19 protein-coding genes, 1 pseudogene and 1 other annotated feature are annotated in these 22423 nt (G+C 49.0%); of the genes and pseudogenes, 4 read left to right on the top strand and 16 right to left on the bottom strand.

Annotated elements, in window-relative coordinates; all coding sequences use genetic code 11:
* The first annotated feature begins 14 nt into the window (after positions 1-14).
* From rpsA to MYB54_RS12910, 3 genes are all read left to right on the top strand, one after another.
* A complete protein-coding gene (gene rpsA / locus MYB54_RS12920; RefSeq protein ID WP_010277167.1) occupies positions 15-1688 on the top strand; it encodes a 30S ribosomal protein S1 in 1674 nt (557 codons plus the stop codon).
* A gap of 89 nt (positions 1689-1777) precedes the next feature.
* A complete protein-coding gene (gene ihfB, locus MYB54_RS12915; RefSeq protein WP_005967571.1) occupies positions 1778-2062 on the top strand; it encodes an integration host factor subunit beta in 285 nt (94 codons plus the stop codon).
* Positions 2063-2363: 301 nt separating this feature from the next.
* Positions 2364-4226: an amidohydrolase gene (locus tag MYB54_RS12910; RefSeq protein ID WP_248720851.1), complete on the top strand. Its 1863-nt coding sequence runs from the start codon at positions 2364-2366 to the stop codon at positions 4224-4226.
* A 61-nt stretch (positions 4227-4287) separates the two neighbouring features.
* Here the strand turns inward: MYB54_RS12910 and hisIE are convergent, their stop codons facing one another.
* The 9 genes from hisIE to hisL all read right to left on the bottom strand — a co-directional run bounded on the left by hisIE (position 4288) and on the right by hisL (position 11586).
* Complete coding sequence (hisIE, locus tag MYB54_RS12905) at positions 4288-4851, bottom strand: bifunctional phosphoribosyl-AMP cyclohydrolase/phosphoribosyl-ATP diphosphatase HisIE (protein WP_043901981.1); 564 nt, start codon at positions 4849-4851, stop codon at positions 4288-4290.
* A gap of 62 nt (positions 4852-4913) precedes the next feature.
* Entirely contained in the window at positions 4914-5690 is a 777-nt protein-coding gene (gene hisF, locus MYB54_RS12900) for an imidazole glycerol phosphate synthase subunit HisF (protein ID WP_010277156.1), read from the bottom strand.
* Positions 5672-6409, bottom strand: a complete 738-nt coding sequence (gene hisA / locus MYB54_RS12895; protein WP_039276326.1) for a 1-(5-phosphoribosyl)-5-[(5-phosphoribosylamino)methylideneamino]imidazole-4-carboxamide isomerase — start codon at positions 6407-6409, stop codon at positions 5672-5674. Before hisA ends, hisF begins: the two co-directional genes overlap by 19 nt.
* A gap of 6 nt (positions 6410-6415) precedes the next feature.
* The gene (hisH, locus tag MYB54_RS12890; protein ID WP_014915086.1) at positions 6416-7006 is read right to left on the bottom strand and encodes an imidazole glycerol phosphate synthase subunit HisH; all 591 of its coding nucleotides are present in this window, start codon (positions 7004-7006) and stop codon (positions 6416-6418) included.
* Positions 7006-8073, bottom strand: a complete 1068-nt coding sequence (gene hisB, locus MYB54_RS12885) for a bifunctional histidinol-phosphatase/imidazoleglycerol-phosphate dehydratase HisB (protein WP_039286954.1) — start codon at positions 8071-8073, stop codon at positions 7006-7008. The genes hisH and hisB overlap by 1 nt, the downstream gene beginning before the upstream one ends.
* Before the next feature lie 15 nt (positions 8074-8088).
* Positions 8089-9162 carry a histidinol-phosphate transaminase gene (hisC, locus tag MYB54_RS12880; protein WP_248720850.1) on the bottom strand — a complete coding sequence of 358 codons (1074 nt, stop codon included), beginning with the start codon at positions 9160-9162 and terminating at the stop codon, positions 8089-8091.
* A complete protein-coding gene (gene hisD / locus MYB54_RS12875) occupies positions 9159-10487 on the bottom strand; it encodes a histidinol dehydrogenase (RefSeq protein WP_248720849.1) in 1329 nt (442 codons plus the stop codon). Before hisD ends, hisC begins: the two co-directional genes overlap by 4 nt.
* Before the next feature lie 5 nt (positions 10488-10492).
* Positions 10493-11392, bottom strand: coding sequence for an ATP phosphoribosyltransferase (gene hisG / locus MYB54_RS12870; RefSeq protein ID WP_010277135.1), 900 nt, complete (start codon positions 11390-11392; stop codon positions 10493-10495).
* A 49-nt stretch (positions 11393-11441) separates the two neighbouring features.
* Positions 11442-11563: a sequence feature (His leader region), on the bottom strand.
* Positions 11539-11586 carry a his operon leader peptide gene (hisL, locus tag MYB54_RS12865; protein WP_106389040.1) on the bottom strand — a complete coding sequence of 16 codons (48 nt, stop codon included), beginning with the start codon at positions 11584-11586 and terminating at the stop codon, positions 11539-11541. It overlaps the preceding feature by 25 nt.
* Before the next feature lie 281 nt (positions 11587-11867).
* On the opposite strand from hisL, the gene MYB54_RS12860 reads away from it, so the two are divergent.
* Complete coding sequence (locus MYB54_RS12860; RefSeq protein WP_248720848.1) at positions 11868-12704, top strand: SDR family oxidoreductase; 837 nt, start codon at positions 11868-11870, stop codon at positions 12702-12704.
* Between the two features lie 87 nt (positions 12705-12791).
* Here the strand turns inward: MYB54_RS12860 and MYB54_RS12855 are convergent, their stop codons facing one another.
* From MYB54_RS12855 to MYB54_RS12825, 7 genes and pseudogenes are all read right to left on the bottom strand, one after another.
* Positions 12792-14744 carry a methyl-accepting chemotaxis protein gene (locus MYB54_RS12855; protein WP_205592732.1) on the bottom strand — a complete coding sequence of 651 codons (1953 nt, stop codon included), beginning with the start codon at positions 14742-14744 and terminating at the stop codon, positions 12792-12794.
* A 352-nt stretch (positions 14745-15096) separates the two neighbouring features.
* Positions 15097-17031 carry a methyl-accepting chemotaxis protein gene (locus MYB54_RS12850; RefSeq protein ID WP_206555580.1) on the bottom strand — a complete coding sequence of 645 codons (1935 nt, stop codon included), beginning with the start codon at positions 17029-17031 and terminating at the stop codon, positions 15097-15099.
* A 325-nt stretch (positions 17032-17356) separates the two neighbouring features.
* A protein-coding gene (locus tag MYB54_RS12845) for an IS5 family transposase (protein WP_371928297.1) occupies positions 17357-18171 on the bottom strand; the annotation gives its coding sequence in 2 pieces (ribosomal slippage) (positions 17357-17809 and positions 17812-18171; 813 coding nt in all).
* A gap of 187 nt (positions 18172-18358) precedes the next feature.
* Positions 18359-19216, bottom strand: coding sequence for an HNH endonuclease (locus MYB54_RS12840; protein WP_248720847.1), 858 nt, complete (start codon positions 19214-19216; stop codon positions 18359-18361).
* A 2-nt stretch (positions 19217-19218) separates the two neighbouring features.
* The gene (locus tag MYB54_RS12835; protein ID WP_248720846.1) at positions 19219-20748 is read right to left on the bottom strand and encodes an AAA family ATPase; all 1530 of its coding nucleotides are present in this window, start codon (positions 20746-20748) and stop codon (positions 19219-19221) included.
* Between the two features lie 294 nt (positions 20749-21042).
* A pseudogene (locus MYB54_RS12830) lies at positions 21043-21486 on the bottom strand (IS5 family transposase); the annotation flags it as partial.
* A 218-nt stretch (positions 21487-21704) separates the two neighbouring features.
* The gene (locus tag MYB54_RS12825) at positions 21705-22406 is read right to left on the bottom strand and encodes a response regulator (protein WP_248720845.1); all 702 of its coding nucleotides are present in this window, start codon (positions 22404-22406) and stop codon (positions 21705-21707) included.
* Positions 22407-22423 lie beyond the last annotated feature (17 nt).

Below are 22423 nucleotides of genomic sequence, written 5' to 3'. Positions count from 1 at the left end.
TAAGATTATCAAACATGACTGAATCTTTTGCTCAACTCTTTGAAGAATCCCTGAAAGAAATCGAAACCCGTCCTGGTTCCATCGTACGTGGTGTTGTTGTTGCTATTGATAAAGATGTCGTACTGGTTGACGCCGGTCTGAAATCTGAATCTGCCATTCCGGTAGAGCAATTCAAGAACGCACAGGGCGAACTGGAAATTCAGGTTGGTGATGAAGTTGACGTTGCTCTGGACGCTATCGAAGATGGCTTCGGTGAAACGCTGCTTTCTCGCGAAAAAGCTAAACGTCATGAAGCATGGCTGACGCTGGAAAAAGCCTACGAAGAAGCTGCAACTGTTACCGGTATTATCAACGGTAAAGTTAAAGGCGGTTTCACTGTTGAGCTGAACGGCATTCGTGCGTTCCTGCCAGGTTCTCTGGTAGACGTTCGTCCGGTTCGCGATACGCTGCATCTGGAAGGCAAAGAGCTTGAGTTCAAAGTTATCAAGCTGGATCAGAAACGCAACAACGTTGTTGTTTCCCGCCGTGCAGTTATCGAATCTGAAAACAGCGCTGAGCGCGATCAACTGCTGGAAAACCTGCAGGAAGGCATGGAAGTTAAAGGTATCGTTAAGAACCTTACTGACTACGGTGCATTCGTTGATCTGGGCGGCGTTGATGGCCTGCTGCATATCACTGATATGGCTTGGAAACGTGTTAAACACCCAAGCGAAATCGTCAATGTGGGCGACGAAATCACTGTTAAAGTGCTGAAGTTCGACCGCGAGCGTACTCGTGTGTCTCTGGGTCTGAAACAGCTGGGCGAAGATCCATGGGTCGCTATCGCTAAGCGTTACCCAGAAAGCACGCGTCTGACTGGCCGCGTGACCAACCTGACTGACTACGGCTGCTTCGTTGAAATCGAAGAAGGCGTTGAAGGTCTGGTACACGTTTCTGAAATGGATTGGACCAACAAAAACATCCACCCATCCAAAGTTGTTAACGTTGGTGATGTAGTGGAAGTGATGGTTCTGGACATCGACGAAGAACGTCGTCGTATCTCTCTGGGCCTGAAACAGTGTAAATCCAACCCATGGCAGCTGTTCGCAGAAACCCACAACAAGGGCGACCGCGTTGAAGGTAAAATCAAGTCTATCACTGACTTTGGTATCTTCATCGGTCTGGATGGCGGCATCGACGGTCTGGTGCACCTGTCCGACATCTCCTGGAACGTGGCTGGCGAAGAAGCCGTTCGCGAATTCAAGAAAGGTGATGAAATCGCCGCTGTTGTTCTGCAGGTTGACGCAGAGCGCGAGCGTATCTCCCTGGGCGTGAAACAACTGGCTGAAGACCCGTTCAATAACTACCTGTCTGTTAACAAGAAAGGTGCTATTGTTACTGGTAAAGTTACAGCAGTTGACGCCAAAGGTGCTACAGTTGAATTAGCAGACGGTGTTGAAGGCTATCTGCGTGCTTCTGACGCTTCACGTGACCGTGTTGAAGATGCAACTCTGGTACTGAGCGTTGGCGACAGCGTTGAAGCGAAATACACCGGTGTTGATCGTAAAAACCGCGTTGTTAGCCTGTCTGTTCGTGCGAAAGACGAAGCTGACGAGAAAGATGCAATCGCAACTGTTAACAACAAGCCGGAAGAAAACAATTTCTCCAGCGCGATGGCAGAAGCGTTCAAAGCAGCTAAAGGCGAGTAATCACTACGGTGGAATGAGCAACGTAAGTTGCTCATTCTTGTAACGGTAGTCAGTTATCCTGGTTATTGATAACCGCACTTGGAGGAGCTATGACCAAGTCTGAACTTATTGAAAGGCTTGCTGGACAGCAATCTCATATCCCAGCCAAAGTGGTTGAGGATGCAGTGAAAGAAATGCTCGAACAAATGGCTTCTACGCTAGCCGAAGGCGACCGTATTGAAATCCGTGGGTTTGGCAGTTTTTCACTTCACTACCGTGCACCGCGTGTAGGTCGTAATCCGAAAACGGGTGACAAAGTTGAGCTGGAAGGTAAGTACGTCCCTCACTTTAAACCGGGCAAGGAACTCCGCGACCGCGCTAATATCTACGGCTAATCGTTAGTCTTAAATACCAGCCTTATAAAAGCACCCATCCCGGGTGCTTTTTTACATTTATAACCACCATCTTCTCCGCACTTCCTCACGATTGACGATTAGGTTTGATTACTTATCAGGGTGCGATCTCACGTAATACGCTTTCCTTTTTGCCCTTCACACCGCTAAGTGATCGTCAGCACACAAAATATGAATTTTTTGATTTTCAACTGCTTGGACGTTGAAGTTTCTAATGCTATTGCCTATTTTTTATTCGGCACATTAACATTTCTAATGCGTTACCTCTAAATAAGGAAAGTGTATGAGCGAAGCGTGTAGTCATTCTGGCAGCATAAGCTGTTCCTGCTGTAGCCCTCTGTGGAAATCGTTTCTCCCTGATACTCCAATTGATATCCCAGAAGAAAAGAGCAGCCTGCTTATCGAAACGAAATTATTCCGTTCCGCGCTAAATAAGGATGGGAGCCCTGGAAAAGCGATTCTGACATTGGAGGATGGGCAGGAGGTTTCGGTTGAAGCCATGGGCATTCATGGCGGACTGGTGGTGGCGACAGGTTCATATCAAGACGTGAAGGCCAAAATGCCGAAACACACAGCGGAGCATCAATTGTCTGGCAAACAAACGCTGTTGCCGGGCCTGATTGAGCCCCATGTCCACATTATTAACACCGCGATGTTATCTGCTATCGGCAATGATGTTAGCCCGTTCGACAAGCAGAAATTACGAAAAAATTATAATAGGGACTGGGTGACATCCTATCTGGCGGCGGAGGCAAAGTCGGCTACGAATAAAAATGATAGCTGGCTTATCGGCTTTGGTGCCGATCCCTCCTTGTTTATTGGTGGAAAGAAGGAGTTTAATGCTGCCGTTCTTGATCAGTGTGTGACGGATAAAAGACCTGTCTTTGTCATCAATGCCTCAATGCATCTGGCCTATATCAATACGTGTGCGATTGAACTTGTTAGCAAGTCTTGTAAAGATATTCCACCAGACGGCATCCTTAAAGAAATAGCAGGCATAGAGCCTGTCGTGAATGTCATTGTCAGCAGTTATCCCAAAGCAAAATTGGCACTCATGCTAATTGAATCGGTTAACAGCCTGTTGAATGTGGCGAGTCAGCGCGGTGTGACTTATATGCTTGATGCTGGCGTTGAACCTAAAGGGGCTCAACCCGGCTTCGATCAGGTGGGTTTTCTGAACACGTGGGCACACCTTCCACTCTGTCCGGTGCGAATAGGTGGTGCACTGATCGTTACGAGTGATGATGATTTCAATAATAAGGTGGTCGATTTTTACTCCCCAGGCTACGGCGATAAACATTTTCACTTGCCGTATATCAAGGTTATTTCAGATGGTTCAAACCAAGGACTGACGGGGTATCAATCTACGCCGTACTGCTGTAATAACCGCTATGAGAAGACACCGGGTGAGGAAAATATCGGGGCCTTTAACTTTAATCCTCTAACTGATATCAATACGCTGGTGCAGAATGTTGTGGATAAAAACTGGCCGTTGATGATTCATACGAATGGCGACGAAGCCATTAGGCTGACGTTAGCGTCATTTAAAGAGGCTGGTGTGACATCGGCTACCTATGAACAGCGCCGCGATCGCCTGGAACATGCATCCCTACTGACTGATGACCATCTATCTGAAATGAAGCTACTCGGTATTTCGCCTAGCTTCTTAATTGGTCATGTAGGGTATTGGGGATGGGCATTTCAGCAAACCATATTGGGAGAGGAGCGGGCTGATCACCTTGACCGCTGCCAGTCCGCTCTTAATCACGGGATGAGGATTACGCTACACAGTGATAACGGTGTTACACCGCTTGGCCCGTTGCGTATGATGGAACAGGCTATTTCACGCGTGATGGAAGGTGCATCTCAAGAGACGGCTTCTGCTGTACTTAGTGAGAAAGAGCGGATTTCCCGTTTCGCTGCGCTTAAAGCCGCGACCTATGATGCAGCCTGGCAATGCCATGCCGATAAGTGGGTAGGTTCGCTAGTCGCAGGTAAATGTGCTGATTTTGTTATTCTGGCAGATTCTCCGCTGACCTATGACTCAGCAGATAAGAATAACCCGGTCAAGAATATGCGTAATATCCCGGTTCTGGAAACCTGGAAGGGGGGACGTAAAGTCTATTCAGGCGCTGGTCATTCTTAACGCTGCAATATCATGATACTAAAGCCCCGCGTTATCAATGACTGATAACGCGGGGAAATGCTTACTTATTGTGACGCGCTTTGAGGCGATTGATGATGGTCGCCAGATCTAAATCCTGATCCTGCAACAGTACCAGCAGATGGTACATTAAATCTGCGGCTTCATTGGTCAGTTCTTCGCGATCGTGTACCGTAGCGGCTAGTGCGGCTTCCAATCCTTCCTCACCGACTTTCTGCGCAATGCGCTTGGTGCCGCTGGCATACAGACGTGCCGTGTAAGAGCTATCCGGGTCAGCATGTTTACGCTCGGCCAGCAGTTGCTCTAACTGATAGAGGAACGTCCAGTCGCTGGCAGCAGGTGAGAAACAGCTGCTGGTGCCCAGATGACAGGTTGGCCCGATAGGATTAACCAGAATCAGCAGCGTGTCGTTATCGCAGTCTGGCGTAATAGAGACGACATTGAGGAAATGGCCGGAAGATTCGCCTTTCGTCCACAGACGCTGCTTGGTACGTGAGAAAAACGTGACCTTTCCGCTTTCTTCCGTGGCCTGTAAGGCATCCTGATTCATATAGCCCAGCATCAACACTTCACCGGAGACGGCATGTTGCACGACAACTGGCAGCATACCGTCCGTTTTTTCCCAATCGAGCTGGTTTCGTTGTTCGTCGTTTAGAAAAACTGCTTCGCTTAACACACTCGAATCTCCACACCCTGTTGCTTAAGATATTGTTTCAGTTCGCCAATATTAATAATTTGCTTGTGAAACACCGATGCTGCAAGCGCGCCATCAACGTGGGCGGTTTGGAACGCATCCAGAAAATGTTCCATGGTGCCTGCGCCGCCGGAAGCAATGAGCGGGACATGACAGACATCACGCACCAGATTTAACTGATGTAAATCGTAGCCGTTGCGCACGCCGTCCTGATTCATCATGTTCAGGACAATCTCACCCGCGCCGCGCTTCTGCACTTCTTCTACCCAATCGAGCGTTTCCCAGGTGGTGACCTTGGTGCGCGCTTCATCGCCGGTGTACTGATTGACATGGTAGCGGCCCGTCGCCGCATCGTGCCAGGTATCAATCCCGACGACGATGCACTGCACGCCATAACGATCGGCCAGGCGAGTAATCAGCTCAGGGTCGGCCAGTGCCGGTGAGTTGATGGAGATTTTATCCGCGCCGAAAGAGAGGATTTGACCTGCTTCTTCCACGCTTTTAATGCCGCCCGCTACGCAGAAAGGAATATCAATCACTTCTGCGACGCGGGATACCCAGCTTTTATCGACCACACGGCCGTCGGAAGAGGCGGTGATATCATAAAAGACTAACTCATCGGCCCCTTCCTGAGCGTAGCGCTGCGCCAGTGGGACGATGTCGCCGATGATTTCGTGGTTGCGGAACTGTACGCCTTTGACGACCTGGCCGTTACGCACGTCCAGACAGGGAATTATCCGTTTTGCCAGCATGAAATAGCCTCCGCGACGTTGAATTTACCTTCCAGCAGCGCACGACCCACGATCACGCCCTGCACACCGCTGCCGCGTAAATTGGCGATATCCGTCAGATTACCGATGCCGCCGGATGCCTGAAAGGCAATCTGTGGATAGCGCTGACAGATTTCACGATAGAGCTCGACGTTGGAACCGCTCAGCGTACCGTCACGAGAAATGTCGGTGCACAGTACATGCTTCAGACCGAACGGCAGATATTGTTCGACGACCTGCTCAAGCGTGGCGTCTGAATTTTCCTGCCAGCCGCTGATTGCGACGAACTTCGTGCCGTTGGCGTCGATACGAACGTCCAGTGCCAGTACCAGTGCTTCTGCGCCGTAGCGGGTGAACCATTGCTGAACGAGTTCCGGCTGCTTAACCGCGGTGGAGCCGATAACGACACGGCTGGCACCAGCTTTTAATAACGCTTCTACGTCCTGTTCGGTGCGGATACCGCCACCGATTTGAACCGGTACGCTCACGCCAGCCAACAGCGTGGTTAACAAGGGGATTTGGCGGGCAGAAGGATCTTTTGCACCAGTCAAATCCACCAAATGCAGCACGCCAGCCCCTTGTTGCTGGTAATCCTGCAAGCGGGGAAGCGGATCGCTACCGTACTGGCGCTGTTGGCCATAATCACCCTGATGCAGACGGACAACCTGTCCATCAATCAGATCTAAAGCGGGAATAATCATGACGTTCTACATCTCCAGGAAGTTTTTCAGCAACTGCGCGCCCGCAGCACCCGAGCGCTCAGGGTGGAACTGCACGCCAAAGAAGTTATCTTTTTCCAGCGCGGCGGTGAAGGCTTCGCCGTAGTTGGCCTGTGCAATCGTGTTTTCGCAGACCGGCATGGCATAGCTGTGAACGAAATAGAAATAGGCACCGTCATCGATATCGCGGAACAAACGATGTCCGGCCTTCGGAATGACCTGATTCCAGCCCATATGCGGCAGCGGTAAGCCGTGGTCAACCATCTTTTTCACTGGCGTGTCGACAATCCCCAGCGTGGGGATGCCACCGTTTTCGTCGCTGTTTGTGCCCAGCAACTGCATGCCGAGGCAAATACCGAGAACGGGTTGGGTACAGGCCTTGATCAACGCAATCAGGTCGCGCTCTTCCAGTTGATTCATCGCGGCCTGCGCGGTGCCAACACCCGGCAGAAACAGCTTGTCCGCTTGCAGGACAATCTCGGCCTCACGGCTCACAACGGGCGTATACCCCAACCGCTGCACGGCGTAGGTCACCGAAGAGAGGTTAGCGCAGCCAGTATCAAGAATGACGACCTTCATCAGAGCACTCCTTTCGAGCTCGGCAGCGTGTCACCCTCGACGCGAATGGCCTGACGCAGCGTGCGTCCGAAGACTTTAAACAGGCTTTCCACACGGTGATGATCGTTGCGCCCTTTGGTTTTCAGATGCAGCGTACAGGCCATGGAATAAGACAGCGAGCGGAAGAAGTGTTCGACCATTTCCGTACTCAGATCGCCGACGCGCTGGTAGCTGAATTCCGCTTTGTATTCCAGATGCGGACGGCCTGAAATATCCAGCGCACAGCGTGCCAGACACTCATCCATCGGTAGGACGAAGCCAAAACGGCCAATGCCGCGTTTGTCGCCCAGCGCTTTGTTCAGGGCTTCACCCAGTGCCAGACCGGTATCTTCCACCGTGTGGTGATCGTCAATGTACAGGTCGCCTTTCACTTCAATATTCATGCGGAACCCGCCGTGGGTGGCGATTTGATCTAGCATGTGATCGAAGAAGCCGACGCCAGTGTTGATCTTGCTGCCACCTTCCTGATCCAGCCAGACGTTCACATCAATCGCGGTTTCACGCGTGACGCGGTTGACGTGTGCATGACGGTCACGCTTGGTCAGCTGGTTGGTAATGGCTTGCCAGTTAAGTCCACCGCGTTGGTAGAGCAGGCCGGTTATGCCCATATTTTGTGCCAGTTGAATATCGGTCTGGCGATCGCCGATGACGTAGCTATTCGCCACATCCATCAGGCCACTATTCAAATAGGCAGTGACCAGTTCAGTCTTGGGCTTGCGGCAGGTGCAGTTATCCGCCGGCAGATGCGGGCAAATCAACACTTGCTCAAACTGGATGCCCTGCGATGTCAGAATCTGCATCATCAGGTTGTGCGGTGGATCGAAGGTTTCCTGCGGAAAACTATCGGTTCCCAGACCATCCTGATTGGTGATCATCACCAGCGTATAGCCCGCTTTTTGCAGTGCCAGCAGCGAAGGGATGACATCTGGTTCCAGCGCCAGTTTATCCAGACGGTCAACCTGAAAATCCTCAGGCGGTTCAGCAATCAATGTTCCGTCACGGTCGATAAAGAGGTATTTCTGGCCCACGTGAGCTCCTTAAAATTAAGCGTTGATGCCCGGCAATGATTGTAATGCAGCAACAACGCGTTCACATTCGTAGCGGTTGCCGATAGTAATGCGCAAACAGCCTGCGAGGCTCGGTTGCTTATTTTGGTCACGCAGAATAATGCCTTGATCCCACAGCGTTTTAAATACAGAAGGGGAAGCGGTAAAGCGCACCAGCAAATAGTTACTCTCGCTGGGGAGGATTTCTTCAACGCAGGGAATGTCTTTTAAGGCATCGCTCAGCCAGCGGCGAGCGGAGGTAATTTCCTCAACATTCGCCTTCATTTTGGCGATCCCTTCGTGACTCAGCGCCTGCGCGGCGATATCTGCCACCGGAGTGGACAGCGGATAAGGAGCAATGACTTTCAGCAGAAGCTGAATCACTTCAGGGTTCGCCAGCGTGAAGCCACAGCGCAGCCCCGCGAGTGAAAAGGCTTTGGACAAAGTACGCAGAATCACCAGATGAGGAAACTCGCTTAGCCAGACTGCGGTGGACGCCTGCGGACAGAATTCGATGTAGGCCTCATCGATAACGACCAACGCTTTGCCCTGTGCCAGCGTGAGTAACTGGCGTAAATCCTCCCGTGCAATCAGGTTGCCAGTCGGGTTGTTCGGGCTGCACACGTAAATGACTTTGGTGCCGTCCAACTGTGCTTCAATCGCGTCGAGATCCAACTGCCAGTCTGATTTACTGGCTACGGTGCGACGTTCGACGCCAAACGTCTCAGCGCTGACGGCGTACATGCCGTAGGTTGGCGGACAGAACAGGATGGCATCTTTCCCCGGTTCGCAGAACGCGCGGATCAGCAGCTCGATACCTTCGTCGGCACCGCGGCTGACCAGAACCTGCTCCGGCGTTACGCCAGCATATTCAGCGTAACGGTTGATCACCGTGACCGGCTGACACTCGGGGTAGCGGTTCAGCGTTTGCAGCGTTAACTGAAACTCTGGTGCTTCAGGATATTCATTGGCATTCAACCAGACATCGCCGTTACCGCCCAGACGACGGGCAGATTGGTAGGGGGTCAACGCACGGACGTTGGCACGTGCCAGTTCTTCAATGCTGCTCATGCTTGCTCCTTCAGTGCTGCAACACGCAGGGTAACGGCGTTTTTGTGGGCGGTCAGCTGTTCGGCCTGAGCCAAGGTTTCTATGGTCGGTGCCAGTTGCAGTAACCCCTGCGGCGTGAGCTGCTGTACGGTCATGCGCTTCTGGAAATCGGCCAGACCCAGGCTTGAATAAGTTGAGGTATAGCCATAGGTCGGCAGAACGTGATTAGTACCGGAGGCGTAGTCGCCAGCGGATTCCGGCGACCAGTCGCCAAGGAAGACTGAACCCGCGCTGGTGATGCTATCAACCAGTGATTCGGCGTCGCGCGTCTGAATGATCAGGTGCTCTGGGCCATATTGATTGCTGATTTCAACGCACTGCGCTAAATCACGCGCGACGATGACGCGGCTGCTGGCAAGTGCCTGACGCGCGATGTCCGCACGGGACAGCTGCATGAGCTGCTCTTCAACGGCGTCTGCCACAGCTTTGGCCATTGCTGCGTCTGGCGTGAGTAGAATAACCTGTGAATCGGGGCCGTGCTCTGCCTGTGATAACAAGTCAGAGGCAACAAACGCGGGCGTCGCGCCGCTGTCGGCGATCACCAGAACTTCGGATGGCCCAGCGGGCATATCAATGGCCGCGCCATCAAGCTGCTGGCTAACCTGACGCTTGGCTTCCGTCACATAGGCGTTGCCGGGGCCAAAAATCTTATCCACTTTCGGCACGCTCTCGGTGCCAAATGCCATCGCAGCAATCGCTTGCGCGCCACCGAGCTGAAAGACTTCTTTAATGCCACAGAGCTGCGCGGCATACAGAATTTCATCGGCAATCGGCGGCGGTGAGCACAGCACGACACGACCACAGCCAGCGATGCGCGAAGGTGTTCCCAACATCAGCACGGTTGACGGCAGCGGGGCAGAGCCCCCGGGAATATACAGACCGACGGTTGCGATAGGGCGAGTGAGTTGCTGGCAACGTACGCCCGGCTGCGTTTCGATATCGACAATCGGCAGTTTTTGCGCGTTGTGGAATGTCTCGATATTACGCACGGCGATCGCCATCGCCTGTTTGACGTCATCGCCCAGACGAGCGGAGGCAGCGGCAATCTCGGCCTCGGTGACGCGAATCGCATTCACCTGAACCTTATCAAACTGCGCGCTGTAGTCACGCAACGCGCTATCACCACGGCTTTTCACGTTTGCCAGAATATCGCTCACGATGGCGGTAATGCGATCTGACGCAGAAATGGCCGGACGAGTGAGTAACTGACGCTGCTCTTCTGCTGAACAGCGCTGCCAGTCAACGAGCGTGCTGAAGCTGCCAGTGCTGTTGGTGTTATCAGCCATCGTCATCACTCCATCATTTTTTCAATAGGCAGGACCAGAATAGAGCTGGCACCCAATGATTTCAGCTTTTCCATCGTTTCCCAGAACAGCGTTTCGCTGCTGACCATGTGCATGGCAACGCGGCTTTGATCGCCAGCCAGCGGCAGAATGGTTGGGCGTTCGGCGCCAGGCAACAGGGCGATGACTTCTTCCAAACGTTCGCTAGGCGCGTGCAGCATGATGTATTTCGATTCACGCGCCTGAATCACGCCTTGCATACGGGTGAGCAGTTTATCGATCAGCAGCTGTTTCTCTTCTGGCATCTCGCCGTCGCGCTGAATCAGGCAGGCTTTAGAACGGTAAATCACTTCGACTTCGCGCAGGCCGTTGGCTTCGAGCGTGGCACCGGTTGATACCAAATCACAGATGGCATCGGCCAGACCGGCGCGCGGAGCCACTTCGACGGAACCGTTGAGCAGGCAGGATTTGAAATTGACAGATTGTCTGTCGAGATATTGTTTGAGCAGGTGAGGATAAGAGGTGGCAATACGTTTGTTTTGCAGACATTCAGGACCGGTGTAGGCTTCATCCAGCGGCATCGCCAGCGACAGGCGGCAGCCGCCGAAATCCAGACGGCGCAGCGTGAAGTAACGCGGGTCTTCGCCCTGTGCACGACGGTTTAACAGCTCTTCTTCCAGCACGTTTTCGCCGATGATGCCCAGATCGACAACACCATCCATGACCAGACCGGGGATATCGTCATCGCGTACGCGCAGGATATCAATCGGCATGTTTTCTGCGAACGCGATCAGGCGCTGTTGCTGTAAGTTGATTTTGATCCCGCAACGCGCCAGCAGTTCGCGTGAATCGTCGCTCAGGCGGCCTGACTTCTGCATTGCTATCCGTAAACGTGTTTTATCCAGCATGGAAACCTCATTAACCTGTCAAATTTAAAATTTTTAGAAACATTGGGCCATAAAAAAACCCTCGGAAGATGATCTTCCGAGGGCTCTCTTTGTGTTCTGCGCCACTGGAAGATCTTAACGTCTTCCAGCACCAACTGCCCGAAAGACTAATCAGGATGATGGTGATGATGGTGGTTAAACAGAACGCGTGTCATAAAGTGTCTCTTTGTTGTGTCAGTATTTATTAAATGAATAACGATTTCTGTCGAATAACCTAAACCATGTTCGGGTTGTTGTGCAACATTTTTTTAGCAGATGTGGGAAGTTCGTTTTGGTTGCGTGATGCGTCTGCCTAATTGCACGAGATATCGGCCCAGGATAGACAGAAAGCGCGGCTGAAATCGGACAGGCTCTGTAGCGATGGGCATGAAAGCCGTTTACTCTGTAGGCGGTGCGTGATGTTAATTAACAGGCTCCTTGCAGGGGAGAACGGCTGATGAAAAAAGTATCAATTGTTGGATTGGGCTGGCTGGGTATGCCGCTGGCTCTGGCGCTGAATGGGCACGGTTACCACGTGACAGGGACGAAAACCACTCAGGATGGCGTGGAAGCAGCGCGTATGAGCGGCATTGAGTGCTATCAACTGGCGCTGACACCGGAACTGGAATGTGACGCTGATGAGCTTAGCGCACTACTACAGGTTGACGTGCTGATCGTGACATTGCCCGCCAGCCGAACGGCGGAAGGGGGCGGAGGCTATGTGCAAGCGGTACAGCAACTTGTGAACATGGCGCGCGTATTTCATGTCCCGCGTATCATCTTCACCAGTTCGACCTCGGTTTATGGCGATAGCAGCGGCACGGCAAGAGAAAATTCGCCGCTACAGCCAACAACGGTAGCTGGGAAGACGCTGGTGTCCCTCGAACAGTGGTTGCAGCATCTACCTGATACTTCGGTGGATATCTTGCGTCTTGCGGGGCTGGTCGGCGGTGAACGCCATCCCGGGCGTTTCCTTGCCGGCAAAACCAATCTGCCGCGCGGTAACCAGGGTGTGAATCTGGTGCATCAGGAAGATGTGCTGGCGGCGATCCTACTGCTGCTTAAGCTTCCGAACGGTGGGCATATCTATAACCTGTGTGCGTCAGAACATCCTGCCAGACAGGATTTTTACCCTGAACAGGCGCGCAGATTGCACCTGTCTCCGCCGCAATTTGCACCCGTCACCGACAGCGATCAGGGGAAGATTGTTGATGGGCAGCGTATCTGCCATGAACTCGGGTTTGAGTATCAATACCCTAATCCCTCAACGATGCCGCTGAATGAAGGGGTGTAGCGCTAACCGAAATCGGTGCTGTTTTTGATACCGCTATAGGGTTACAGATATGCCCGGATGCGCATGAGGCCATCCGGGCGTGAAGCGTTAAAACGACGTCCAGTCGCTTTCTGACGATGTGGCTTTCTTATCTGCCGTTGACACGCGTTTTGGCAGCGCGTGTCGTGGCGTAGAGGATGACGTACGTGAGCCAGCGCGGTTGTCAGATTGAGACACGCGGAAGTGCTCAAGCAACTTCTCTAACAGCACGGCCTGTTCTTCCAGTGAGTTGGCGGAAATGGAGGATTCCATTACCAGCGAGGCGTTCTGCTGCGTCGTGGTGTCCAGTTCACTGATCGCCTGCGCGATTTGCCCAATTCCCCGGCTCTGTTCCTCAGAGGCGGAGGAAATTTCCCCCATGATGTCGTTCACGCGGGAAACGGAATCGACGATTTGCTCCATGGTTTCTCCCGCAACCGCCACAAGATGACTCCCCGCATTGGTACGCTCGACGGACTCTGCGATCAGGGACTCGATGTCTTTGGCGGCCTGAGAACTGCGCTGCGATAAACTGCGTACTTCGCCTGCGACCACGGCAAAACCACGGCCTTGTTCACCGGCACGCGCGGCTTCTACCGCAGCGTTCAGCGCCAGAATGTTGGTCTGGAAAGCAATGCTATTGATGACAGTGGTGATATCGGCGATTTTTTTGGAACTGGCCGCGATATTGTCCATGGTCGTCACAACCTGTTTCACGACTTCGCCACCTTTCAGCGCATTCTTGGAGGCATCGGCAGCGATCTGACTGGCATGCTTGGCGTTGTCGGCGTTGTTTTTCACCGTTGACGTCAATTCTTCCATGCTCGCCGCGGTTTCAACTACGGCTGCCGACTGCTGCTCGGTGCGCGATGATAGATCGCTATTGCCTGTGGCAATTTTGCTTGCCGACTGGCTGACGCTACCGACGCTGTCCCGCACTTCGGAGATAACGTGGCGCAGCTGTTCATTCATCGTCCCCATTGCGTGGGTAAGCCGCCCCAGTTCATCGTGGCGATCGGTCTGAATCGAGGTGGTGAGATCGCCACTGGCAATACGTTCCGCCAGCGACAGGTTATGGATGATGGGTCTGGTAATAATCCGGGTGATGTAGATCGAAATAATAATACCGATGATTACGGCGATGAGACCGATAATCATGGTAACGGTAGCGGAGTGATAGGCCAGTTCATCGTTTTTCGCTTTGATAATGGCCGTCAGCGCGTTGATGTCTGCGCTGCTTTTCGTTCCTGCTCTCATGACTAAATACTCTGCTTTTTTCACGTCATCGAAAGCGGTGTAATAGTCTGCATTAATCTGTTGATATTGCTTGATATAATTGCGCAACGCGTCAGCCTGACTTTTCAGGTCGGCAGGTAAAATCGGTAAGGCCTGATAGGCGGATTCCGTTTCCGTATAACGGTTATTCAGCGCAGTGACGGTTTTCTCATCTTTTGTTATTTGCAGCTCATAACTCAGCTTTTGTACTTCACTTAACAAGAAAGCCAGTCTGCTAATCGCGTAATAAGCATCGTTATCAGGGAATGAACTGGTGCTATGAATAGTCTGTGCAACAGGTTCCAGCGTGGCTTGTGCATGGAGTTGATTCATTTTCTCCTGAATAGCAACCGCTTTTTGTGTTGCAACAGACATTGCGGATACCGATGTCTGAAAGCCCTCTAAATTTTCTTTTAAGCTGTTGATGTGGCCTAACTCATCGGCGCTCCAGGCCAGCGTTTTTGCACTGTCTGTTAAGTCTGTCGCGCTTTTAACGAATTTCGCCAGAATATCTTTTGTTTTTTCATCAGGGGCGTAGAAATATTTAACACGGTTTATTTTTGCCTGAAACACCTCAATATTGATGCTGTAAATAAGATTGGTTTTCTCATAGATATCTTTGATGTCTTTAAATCTTTTGGTACTAAGCGATGAGGCAACAATAACGAGTAATAAAATAATGCCAAATCCCGCATACAGTTTATGTGCGATTTTTGTGTTACGGATTCGACTGGCAAGATTCTGCATTATAACTCTCCATGTAGGACGATTTTAGTAATAATGGCCACGGTTTTATTGCTAACTATTATTTTACTGTTAACGACAATGCCGTTTCTAAGCACGATTTCATTTCTAACTGCTGTTTCATTTATAACTACTATTTCCTTTCTAACTACTATGAGTTATCGGGCTTTCTTATCGCGATGTTAGTGCCGAAGTAGGGGATAATAACATTTTGTGATGGTTATCAAGGCGGGCTGTGCAAATGCATAGTGTTTTATGGGAATACATCCAAAATAACGTAGCTTACTGATTATTTAACGATTTATTTATTGTTGAATTCAGCCCTGACGTCATATCAGGGCTGAAGAAGCGAACGTTAGAAGGTGGTCCAGCCTGAATCCTGCGATTGTTTTGATGCAGGCGGCAGGCGTTTCTGCTGTGGCGGCAAACCGGAGAGATTGGCTTTGGGTTTGCGCCCCTCGTGATCGGACAGGCGGAAGTTCGCTACCATACTTTCCAGTATTGCAGACTGTTCTTCCAGCGAGTTAGCGGAGATCGAGGATTCCATTACCAGCGCGGCATTCTGCTGTGTGGTGGTATCCAGTTCGCTGATGGCGCGGGAGATTTGCTCAATGCCGCGGCTTTGCTCATCGGAGGCGGAGGCAATTTCCCCCATGATGTCGTTAACCCGCGAGACAGAGGAGACAATCTGATCCATCGCCGTTCCCGCATTGGCCACCAGTTGTGTTCCCACATTAATACGCGACACCGATTCAGATATCAGGCTGGCGATTTCTTTTGCCGCTTGCGATGTGCGTTGAGAAAGCGTCCGCACCTCGCTGGCAACCACGGCGAACCCACGACCTTGTTCACCGGCGCGTGCGGCCTCTACCGCGGCGTTCAGCGCAAGAATATTGGTCTGGAAAGCAATGCTGTTGATAACGGCAGTAATGTCGGCAATCTTCCGTGAGCTGTCTGAAATGCCTGACATTGTGTCCACCACATCCCGAACCACTTCGCCGCCTTTGTGCGCATTTTGCGAGGCTTCGGTACTGATTTGGCTCGCTTGTTTGGCGTTTTCGGCGTTGTTTTTCACGGTCGACGTCAGTTCTTCCATGCTGGCGGCGGTTTCTACCACGGCGGCAGACTGCTGCTCGGTGCGCGAGGAGAGGTCGCTGTTACCCGCGGCAATCTTGGCCGCAGAGGTGGACACGCTGTCCACGCTGTCACGCACATCGCTGATCATATGGCGCAGCTTCTCGTTCATTCTCCCCATAGCGGCCGTTAGCTGACCCAGCTCATCATCGCGGTCAGCCACGATTGTTGACGTCAGATCGCCTGCGGCGATTTTTTCCGCCAGAGAAAGGTTGTGAATCACGGGGCGGGTGATTTGGCGGGTAATCAGCAGCGAAATGATAATACCGATCACGACGGCGATGAGGCCAATGATCATCGTGATGGTAGCGGAACCGTATGCCAGTGCGTCATTCTTCTCTTTGACGATAGCGATAAGCGCTTTAATAGAGGCGCTGCTTTTATCCCCGCCGACCTTCACGCCGTCTTCGGCTTTTTTCAGATTGTTGACGCTCTGGAAGTAGTCAGCGTTGAGCTTTTTATAGCTGGTGACATAGTTTCGCAGGCCCTCTGCGGCGACCTGTTGTTCAGGCGTCAGTGCCGCAGTGGCGGCCTGGTAGCTACTGTCAAAGCGACCAAAAGCCTCATCGAGCTTCTTCGCCGCATCGGCATTTTGCTTAAGCTGCAACTCATAGGATAACTGCCTGAGTTCTGAAACCTGTGTTGCCAAATCTTCAACTGGATATTGCGTTGCGCTATCAGCAGGCTGCTGGCGCAGTTTGGCGTAAAAATCTGCGGTAATGTTTTGCCCGTTGGCGGTGCTGATTTTGTCGCGATTTTCTACCACGCGCTGCGTGGCTTTCCCCATCTCGGTGATCGCGTTCTGGAATTCGGTTAGGTTCTGGCCGAGATCGTTGACGAGGGGCGCGCCTTCCGGACTCCATGAGAGCGTTTTCGCTTCAGTGGTTAACTCTGAAGCATGTTTAACGAAGCCCGCCATGGTTTCACGCGACTTCTCTTCATACGAATAAAAATACTTCAGGCGGTTTATTTTGGCCTGAAAGACTTCGATGTTGATGTTGTAAATAAGGTTGGTTTTCTCATAAATATCACGAATTTCTCTGAAGCGACCTGCGCTCAGTAGCGATGCAATGATGACCAGTAGCAGGATCACCCCAAACCCAAGATACAGCTTTTGGGATATTTTAAGATTTCTGATTTTTTTGGCTAAGAACATGACGTCTCTCCGGGGATGAATTACTGGTGTCGGGTGTTAATAACGATATGATCCATGGTGTTTATCGGATTTATAGTGGTTTTTTTTAGTGTGAGTGAAGAAACTAATAATAATTTGTGAGGCTTCTCTCTTATTGTTGGACAACTGCACAGCAGGCACCGGTTGAATTACCAATCTGTATTACGTTAATCGTTATAAGAATAAGCACAGAAAACCGGCATTGTTTTTTAATTTTTAAAAAATAGATAAGAAAATGGTTAACTTAGACATATATTGAAATATAAATAGGATAAAAATAACGAATGGTTAAACTTTGACTTAGAACCTATCCCAATAGGATTTTATTCCAAACAATAATGCCACAGGAAAAATGCAGCATCGCTTCATAGTTCTCGACTTTTTTCTCCCAACGGATCAGGATTCGACGAAAGCGGTTCAGCCAGCTATGTGCTCTTTCTACCACCCAACGACGTGCTTTAAAGCCATCTGTCCTGATAACTTCTGATTTCTCTTTCCTCGACCTGATATGCGGCACGTAACGACGTTCTTTCAAGCTGTTTTCCAACCACTCAGCGTCATAACCTTTATCCATACACAAATGCAGCCTTCTCCCAGGACGCCCCGTCTCAAGCGAATCAAGCGTCGCTGCAACCAGCTTGATATCGTGGGTATTTGCTCCAGCAACCACCACAGAGAGCGGCAAACCGTTAGCATCGGTCAGCAAACTGCGTTTTACGCCCTGTTTTCCTCTGTCTGTGGGGTTACGACCTGTTTTTTTGAGCCTGCCAGCGGAGATTTTGTCATGCAACCGTCCATCGACAGCCATGACCAGTCAATCACATTCAACCGCTCACAAGCCAGCAATCCATTCTGCCAAAAGCGTTCAAAAACCCCAGCGTCACGCCATTCCTGAAACCGGCGATGAGCAGAGCTGGATGAGCATATCCCCGTGCCATTGAGTGCATTCCACTGACAACAGGTTCGGAGCACAAAGAAAATGGCGTTCATCGCGGCGCGATTATCAACACGTTTACGATGTGTCCCCAGTGGGTGACGAGTTTTGTGTTCTGGGATAAGGGGTGCCATTCTTTCCCAGAGTTCATCACTGATCTGCCATTTATTGGCCACGATTTCCTCCATCATTAATGCTCATTGTTTATTAATGATAACGCCTTTTGGGATAGATTCTTAATTAACTCATTGATTTGTAGGTAATCATCATTAATTCAGTTTTATCATAGAATATAGTACAAAAATTACACCCGCTTAGAATGGTATGAAGAATTATGAAAAAACGACAAACGTAGATAAATCTTCGTATAATAACTCATTCTAAATAACCTTCAGAGCAGAACCATTCACTTTGAGCTATTGCGTCCATTAACACTCTTATAATTGAATTAGCTGGCTGCCTTAAAGCTTTACTTGCAAAGTTAGCCTGAATTTGTGCCGTATTGAGATTTTGTTCATGTTTTAATTCTCGGACTTGTCCAATGAACATAGTGAAAAATAATGAAGCTTGAACTTTATACCTAGAAGCTAGATCGAAACCATCGAAGTGGTTTTTAGCTCTTTGTTGAGAATTATTGTCCCAGCTTGATGGTGGGTTTGCATAAAACTGAGCATTAACAGGTCTTGTTTCAAGAATTTGAGCAGCTATCCAATGGTCGTTGACAAATTGCTGAGATATAAAATAGGGATGCAATGGTTCTTCATTACTAGAACTTAAAATAGAACTTCCTTTACCTTTGTTGCAATCTATACATGCAGGAACAAGGTTATGTGGATGTACAGAATAAAGAGGATATCGCGCCTTTGGCAGATAATGATCAAGCGTAGAAACGAAACCGATTCCACAGAGAGGGCATATCCCATCAGAGGAAGACCTTACTGTATCATATATCCCTCTTCCACTGGCTCCTGCTTTCGATAAGTAATTATCGTATAACTCAACCAAGTCGGCTTTTGTTACATTATCGATAACCACATCATCTGAATGGCCATGCCTAGAATGAGAAAATTGATGTAGAGCCACAGACTCTGCCATTTGCTGATAAATCCGTTCAAATTCAGGTAATTGTGGGCTAATAGCTCTAATGGCAGAAATATTAGCAGAACGACTATTCTGAATGCATATATTGAAGACATCTAAAAAATGATATACAGGTAAAGGAAGTTTTTTCATTTCTATTTCTTACCATTATCCCTATTTGAAATCATACTCTGAAGTAAAAATTGTCCCTCGATACCTATTTTTTTACCGTATTCATTAAATATCTCTTGATAGCTACCGCCATCATCAACAGAAGACTGTAATAGTGCATGAAATCCTGATTTTGTTACTTCTAATCGAAAAACTTCTCGTGTAAGTATACCAAAATTCTCAGCAAATGTTTCTACTGTTGGGCTTGATATACTCATAATTTTTCCATAACGAGTTATTATAGATACGCAACTTTGTGGAATTTCTTGTAATACTACAGGTGAATGTGTAGCGATAATTGCCACACCATTTCTGTTTGAGAGTAAATCACTCAATGCTCTGGTAAATGCAGAAAGTAGAGGCGGGTGCAAATGACTTTCTGGCTCATCAATGAGGAGAAGTGTTTTTTCCTCTACCTTCTCAACAAGTTTTGTAAGCGTAAGAATAACAACAGCATGACCTGAACTCATTTTAGAAATTAAGTGCAGCGCTGCTTTTTTAAGATACTCATCACTTGTAATAGTCGCTAGAATTTTAAGGTTCATATCTGCAAAATTACTATCAGACTCTAAAGTTTTGACTGCTTTTAACCATCTTTCTTTTTTAGAGTTATCAACAAAACAATTTGTCAAACTGCGATAAAACTCAAGATGTAGTTGAGGTAAACTCTTAAGTACCTCCTGAGATTTTTGTTTCAAACCAATATAGTAATAACAAGTTCCCCCTGAAGGATCAGCTCGTTCCGATGGCGGGTCAAATGGATCAAAAACACTAAAGGAAACGGAAACAATACTACTAAAAAAATCATTACTAATTACTTTTCCAGCTCCAAATAGGTTATTCTCCTGGAAATTCCCTTTAGAAAAATCTTGATTAATAACACTAGTAATCATTCCATTCAGTAGTGTGGTTTTACCTACTCCATTACGTCCAATAATTGCATGAATATTTGTTTTTGGTTTCGAAAAAGGTTCAACTTTGAATTGTAGTAATACCTCTGCAAGGTCATCAGTTGATGGACGAATGAAACTGAAATCATAGGAAGTTAATTCAACACCGCCACCTAAAACTCGCTGAAATTGCCCCTTAACAGCAGATAAGCTTACAAACCTTAATAAGGATGTACCGAAAACGCTCTCATCTACTATATCTTCAATAATTTGAGGATTAAAAACAATATCGTTAAGTCCAGTTAGTAGCTTTTCTTTGGTTAGGCTAGACAAATCATTTGCAATCGTCTTGTAGTACCCAACATCATCACCAAGTGAGAAATAATCATCAGAAAGGTTGGTAAATGTGGAGTCCAACGTACTATGCGTTGTTTGTTCTACCTTTTGTCCCTTAAAACCAATTTTCACGCTTCCGAGATCATGTTTAGTACCATCTTCATCAAAGACGATTAAGTAGAACATTGTCACAAAAGAATAATCATTCCAGTTATCTATTCTCAGATAAGCAGTATTTAAACCAGACGAAGGCATCGCTTGATTGCTGGGAATTAAAGTAAAGTTCATATAGTATTCTTACATAAAATTATCTAAGCATTGCATATAATCATACACCCTAACTAATCTAATTTCTTTAGTCGTTAAGAAAAAACTGTACATTATTTTAGAACAGCCGTTCTGATTTATTAAACATCTACATACCATTAGGTTGCTCAGACTAGGACTGATAACAGACAGGATTGCGAACCTTTTACGTACATCTTCTGAAGAGCTTTCAATCTTAGTTGAAGGTTTACCTGCTTCAAATACCATTGACATAGCAACCGAATCAATAATTTCATCGAGAAACTACTTAGTAGGCTATCCCAATAGGATTTTATTCCAAACAATAATGCCACAGGAAAAATGCAGCATCGCTTCATAGTTCTCGACTTTTTTCTCCCAACGGATCAGGATTCGACGAAAGCGGTTCAGCCAGCTATGTGCTCTTTCTACCACCCAACGACGTGCTTTAAAGCCATCTGTCCTGATAACTTCTGATTCCTCTTTCCTCGACCTGATATGCGGCACATAACGACGTTCTTTCAAGCTGTTTTCCAACCACTCAGCGTCATAACCTTTATCCATGCACAAATGCAACCTTCTCCCAGGACGCCCCGTCTCAAGCGAATCAAGCGTCGCTGCAACCAGCTTGATATCGTGGGTATTTGCTCCAGCAACCACCACAGAGAGCGGCAAACCGTTAGCATCGGTCAGCAGACTGCGCTTTACGCCCTGTTTTCCTCTGTCTGTGGGGTTACGACCATTTATTGGCCACGATTTCCTCCATCATTAATGCTCATTGTTTATTAATGATAACGCCTTTTGGGATAGATTCTTAATGCTACTGAAGCATACCCAAGTAGTGAATGACGTTATTACTTTATCTGACTTTTATCTCAATTTTTATCGCACATTGTCGTCTGACTGTGCCGAATGCCTTATGACGGCTAACCTCGCCGCCATAGGATAGGGGGAGGAATCTAGTGGGTGTTTTTTGTGCGATATAGCCGGCGTGGGTGTCCAATCTTGCCGTAACGCATTTCGATGTCGAGGAACTGGTTTTCAACGCAGAACTCCAGATAGCGGCGCGCGGTCGTTTTACTGAGCCCGGTTTTTTCGACGATATCATCGACAGAATAGAGTGTCTCGCCGTCATTGTTGGCAAAAATCTGCTTGATCAGCCCCAGCGTGTTCTCTTCAATACCTTTTGCTGACGAGGAGGTGGCTGTGCCGGATGATTGCAACTGATAGAGAATATCGACGTTCTGCTGATCGACAATTTTGTAGGTGTGCTGCGTTTTCACGAATTGAATAAATCGCTCCAGCGAAGAGCGCAGCCGTGGGTAGGAGAGCGGTTTGATAATGTAGTCAAAAGCCCCGCAGCGAATCGCCTGAGCGCAGGTATTCATATCGCTGGCGGCGGTAATAAAGATGACGGAACAGTCCATCCCTTTGAGCAGTTGGCTTTCAATCAGCGAAACTCCTTCGCCGTCAGGCAAATAGTTATCCAGCAGGATCAGGCGCGGCCTGTGCTGCTGAAGGAGCTTTTTGGCTTCAAAAAGCGTAGCGGCAATCCCGACGACACGCAGATTGAAATGTTTCTCAATAAATTCAGCATGAATAGTTGCCAGCTTACTTTCATCTTCAACGATTAAAACATCGAAATGTTCAGTGTGCTGCATGGTGTGAATCCCTGTTA

This window comes from Pectobacterium nicotianae (genome assembly GCF_023272715.1).
In the GTDB taxonomy this organism is placed as follows: Bacteria; Pseudomonadota; Gammaproteobacteria; order Enterobacterales; family Enterobacteriaceae; genus Pectobacterium; species Pectobacterium brasiliense.
The sequence above is the reverse complement of the archived record's forward strand: the minus strand, read 5'-3'. Positions and strand labels throughout refer to the sequence as shown.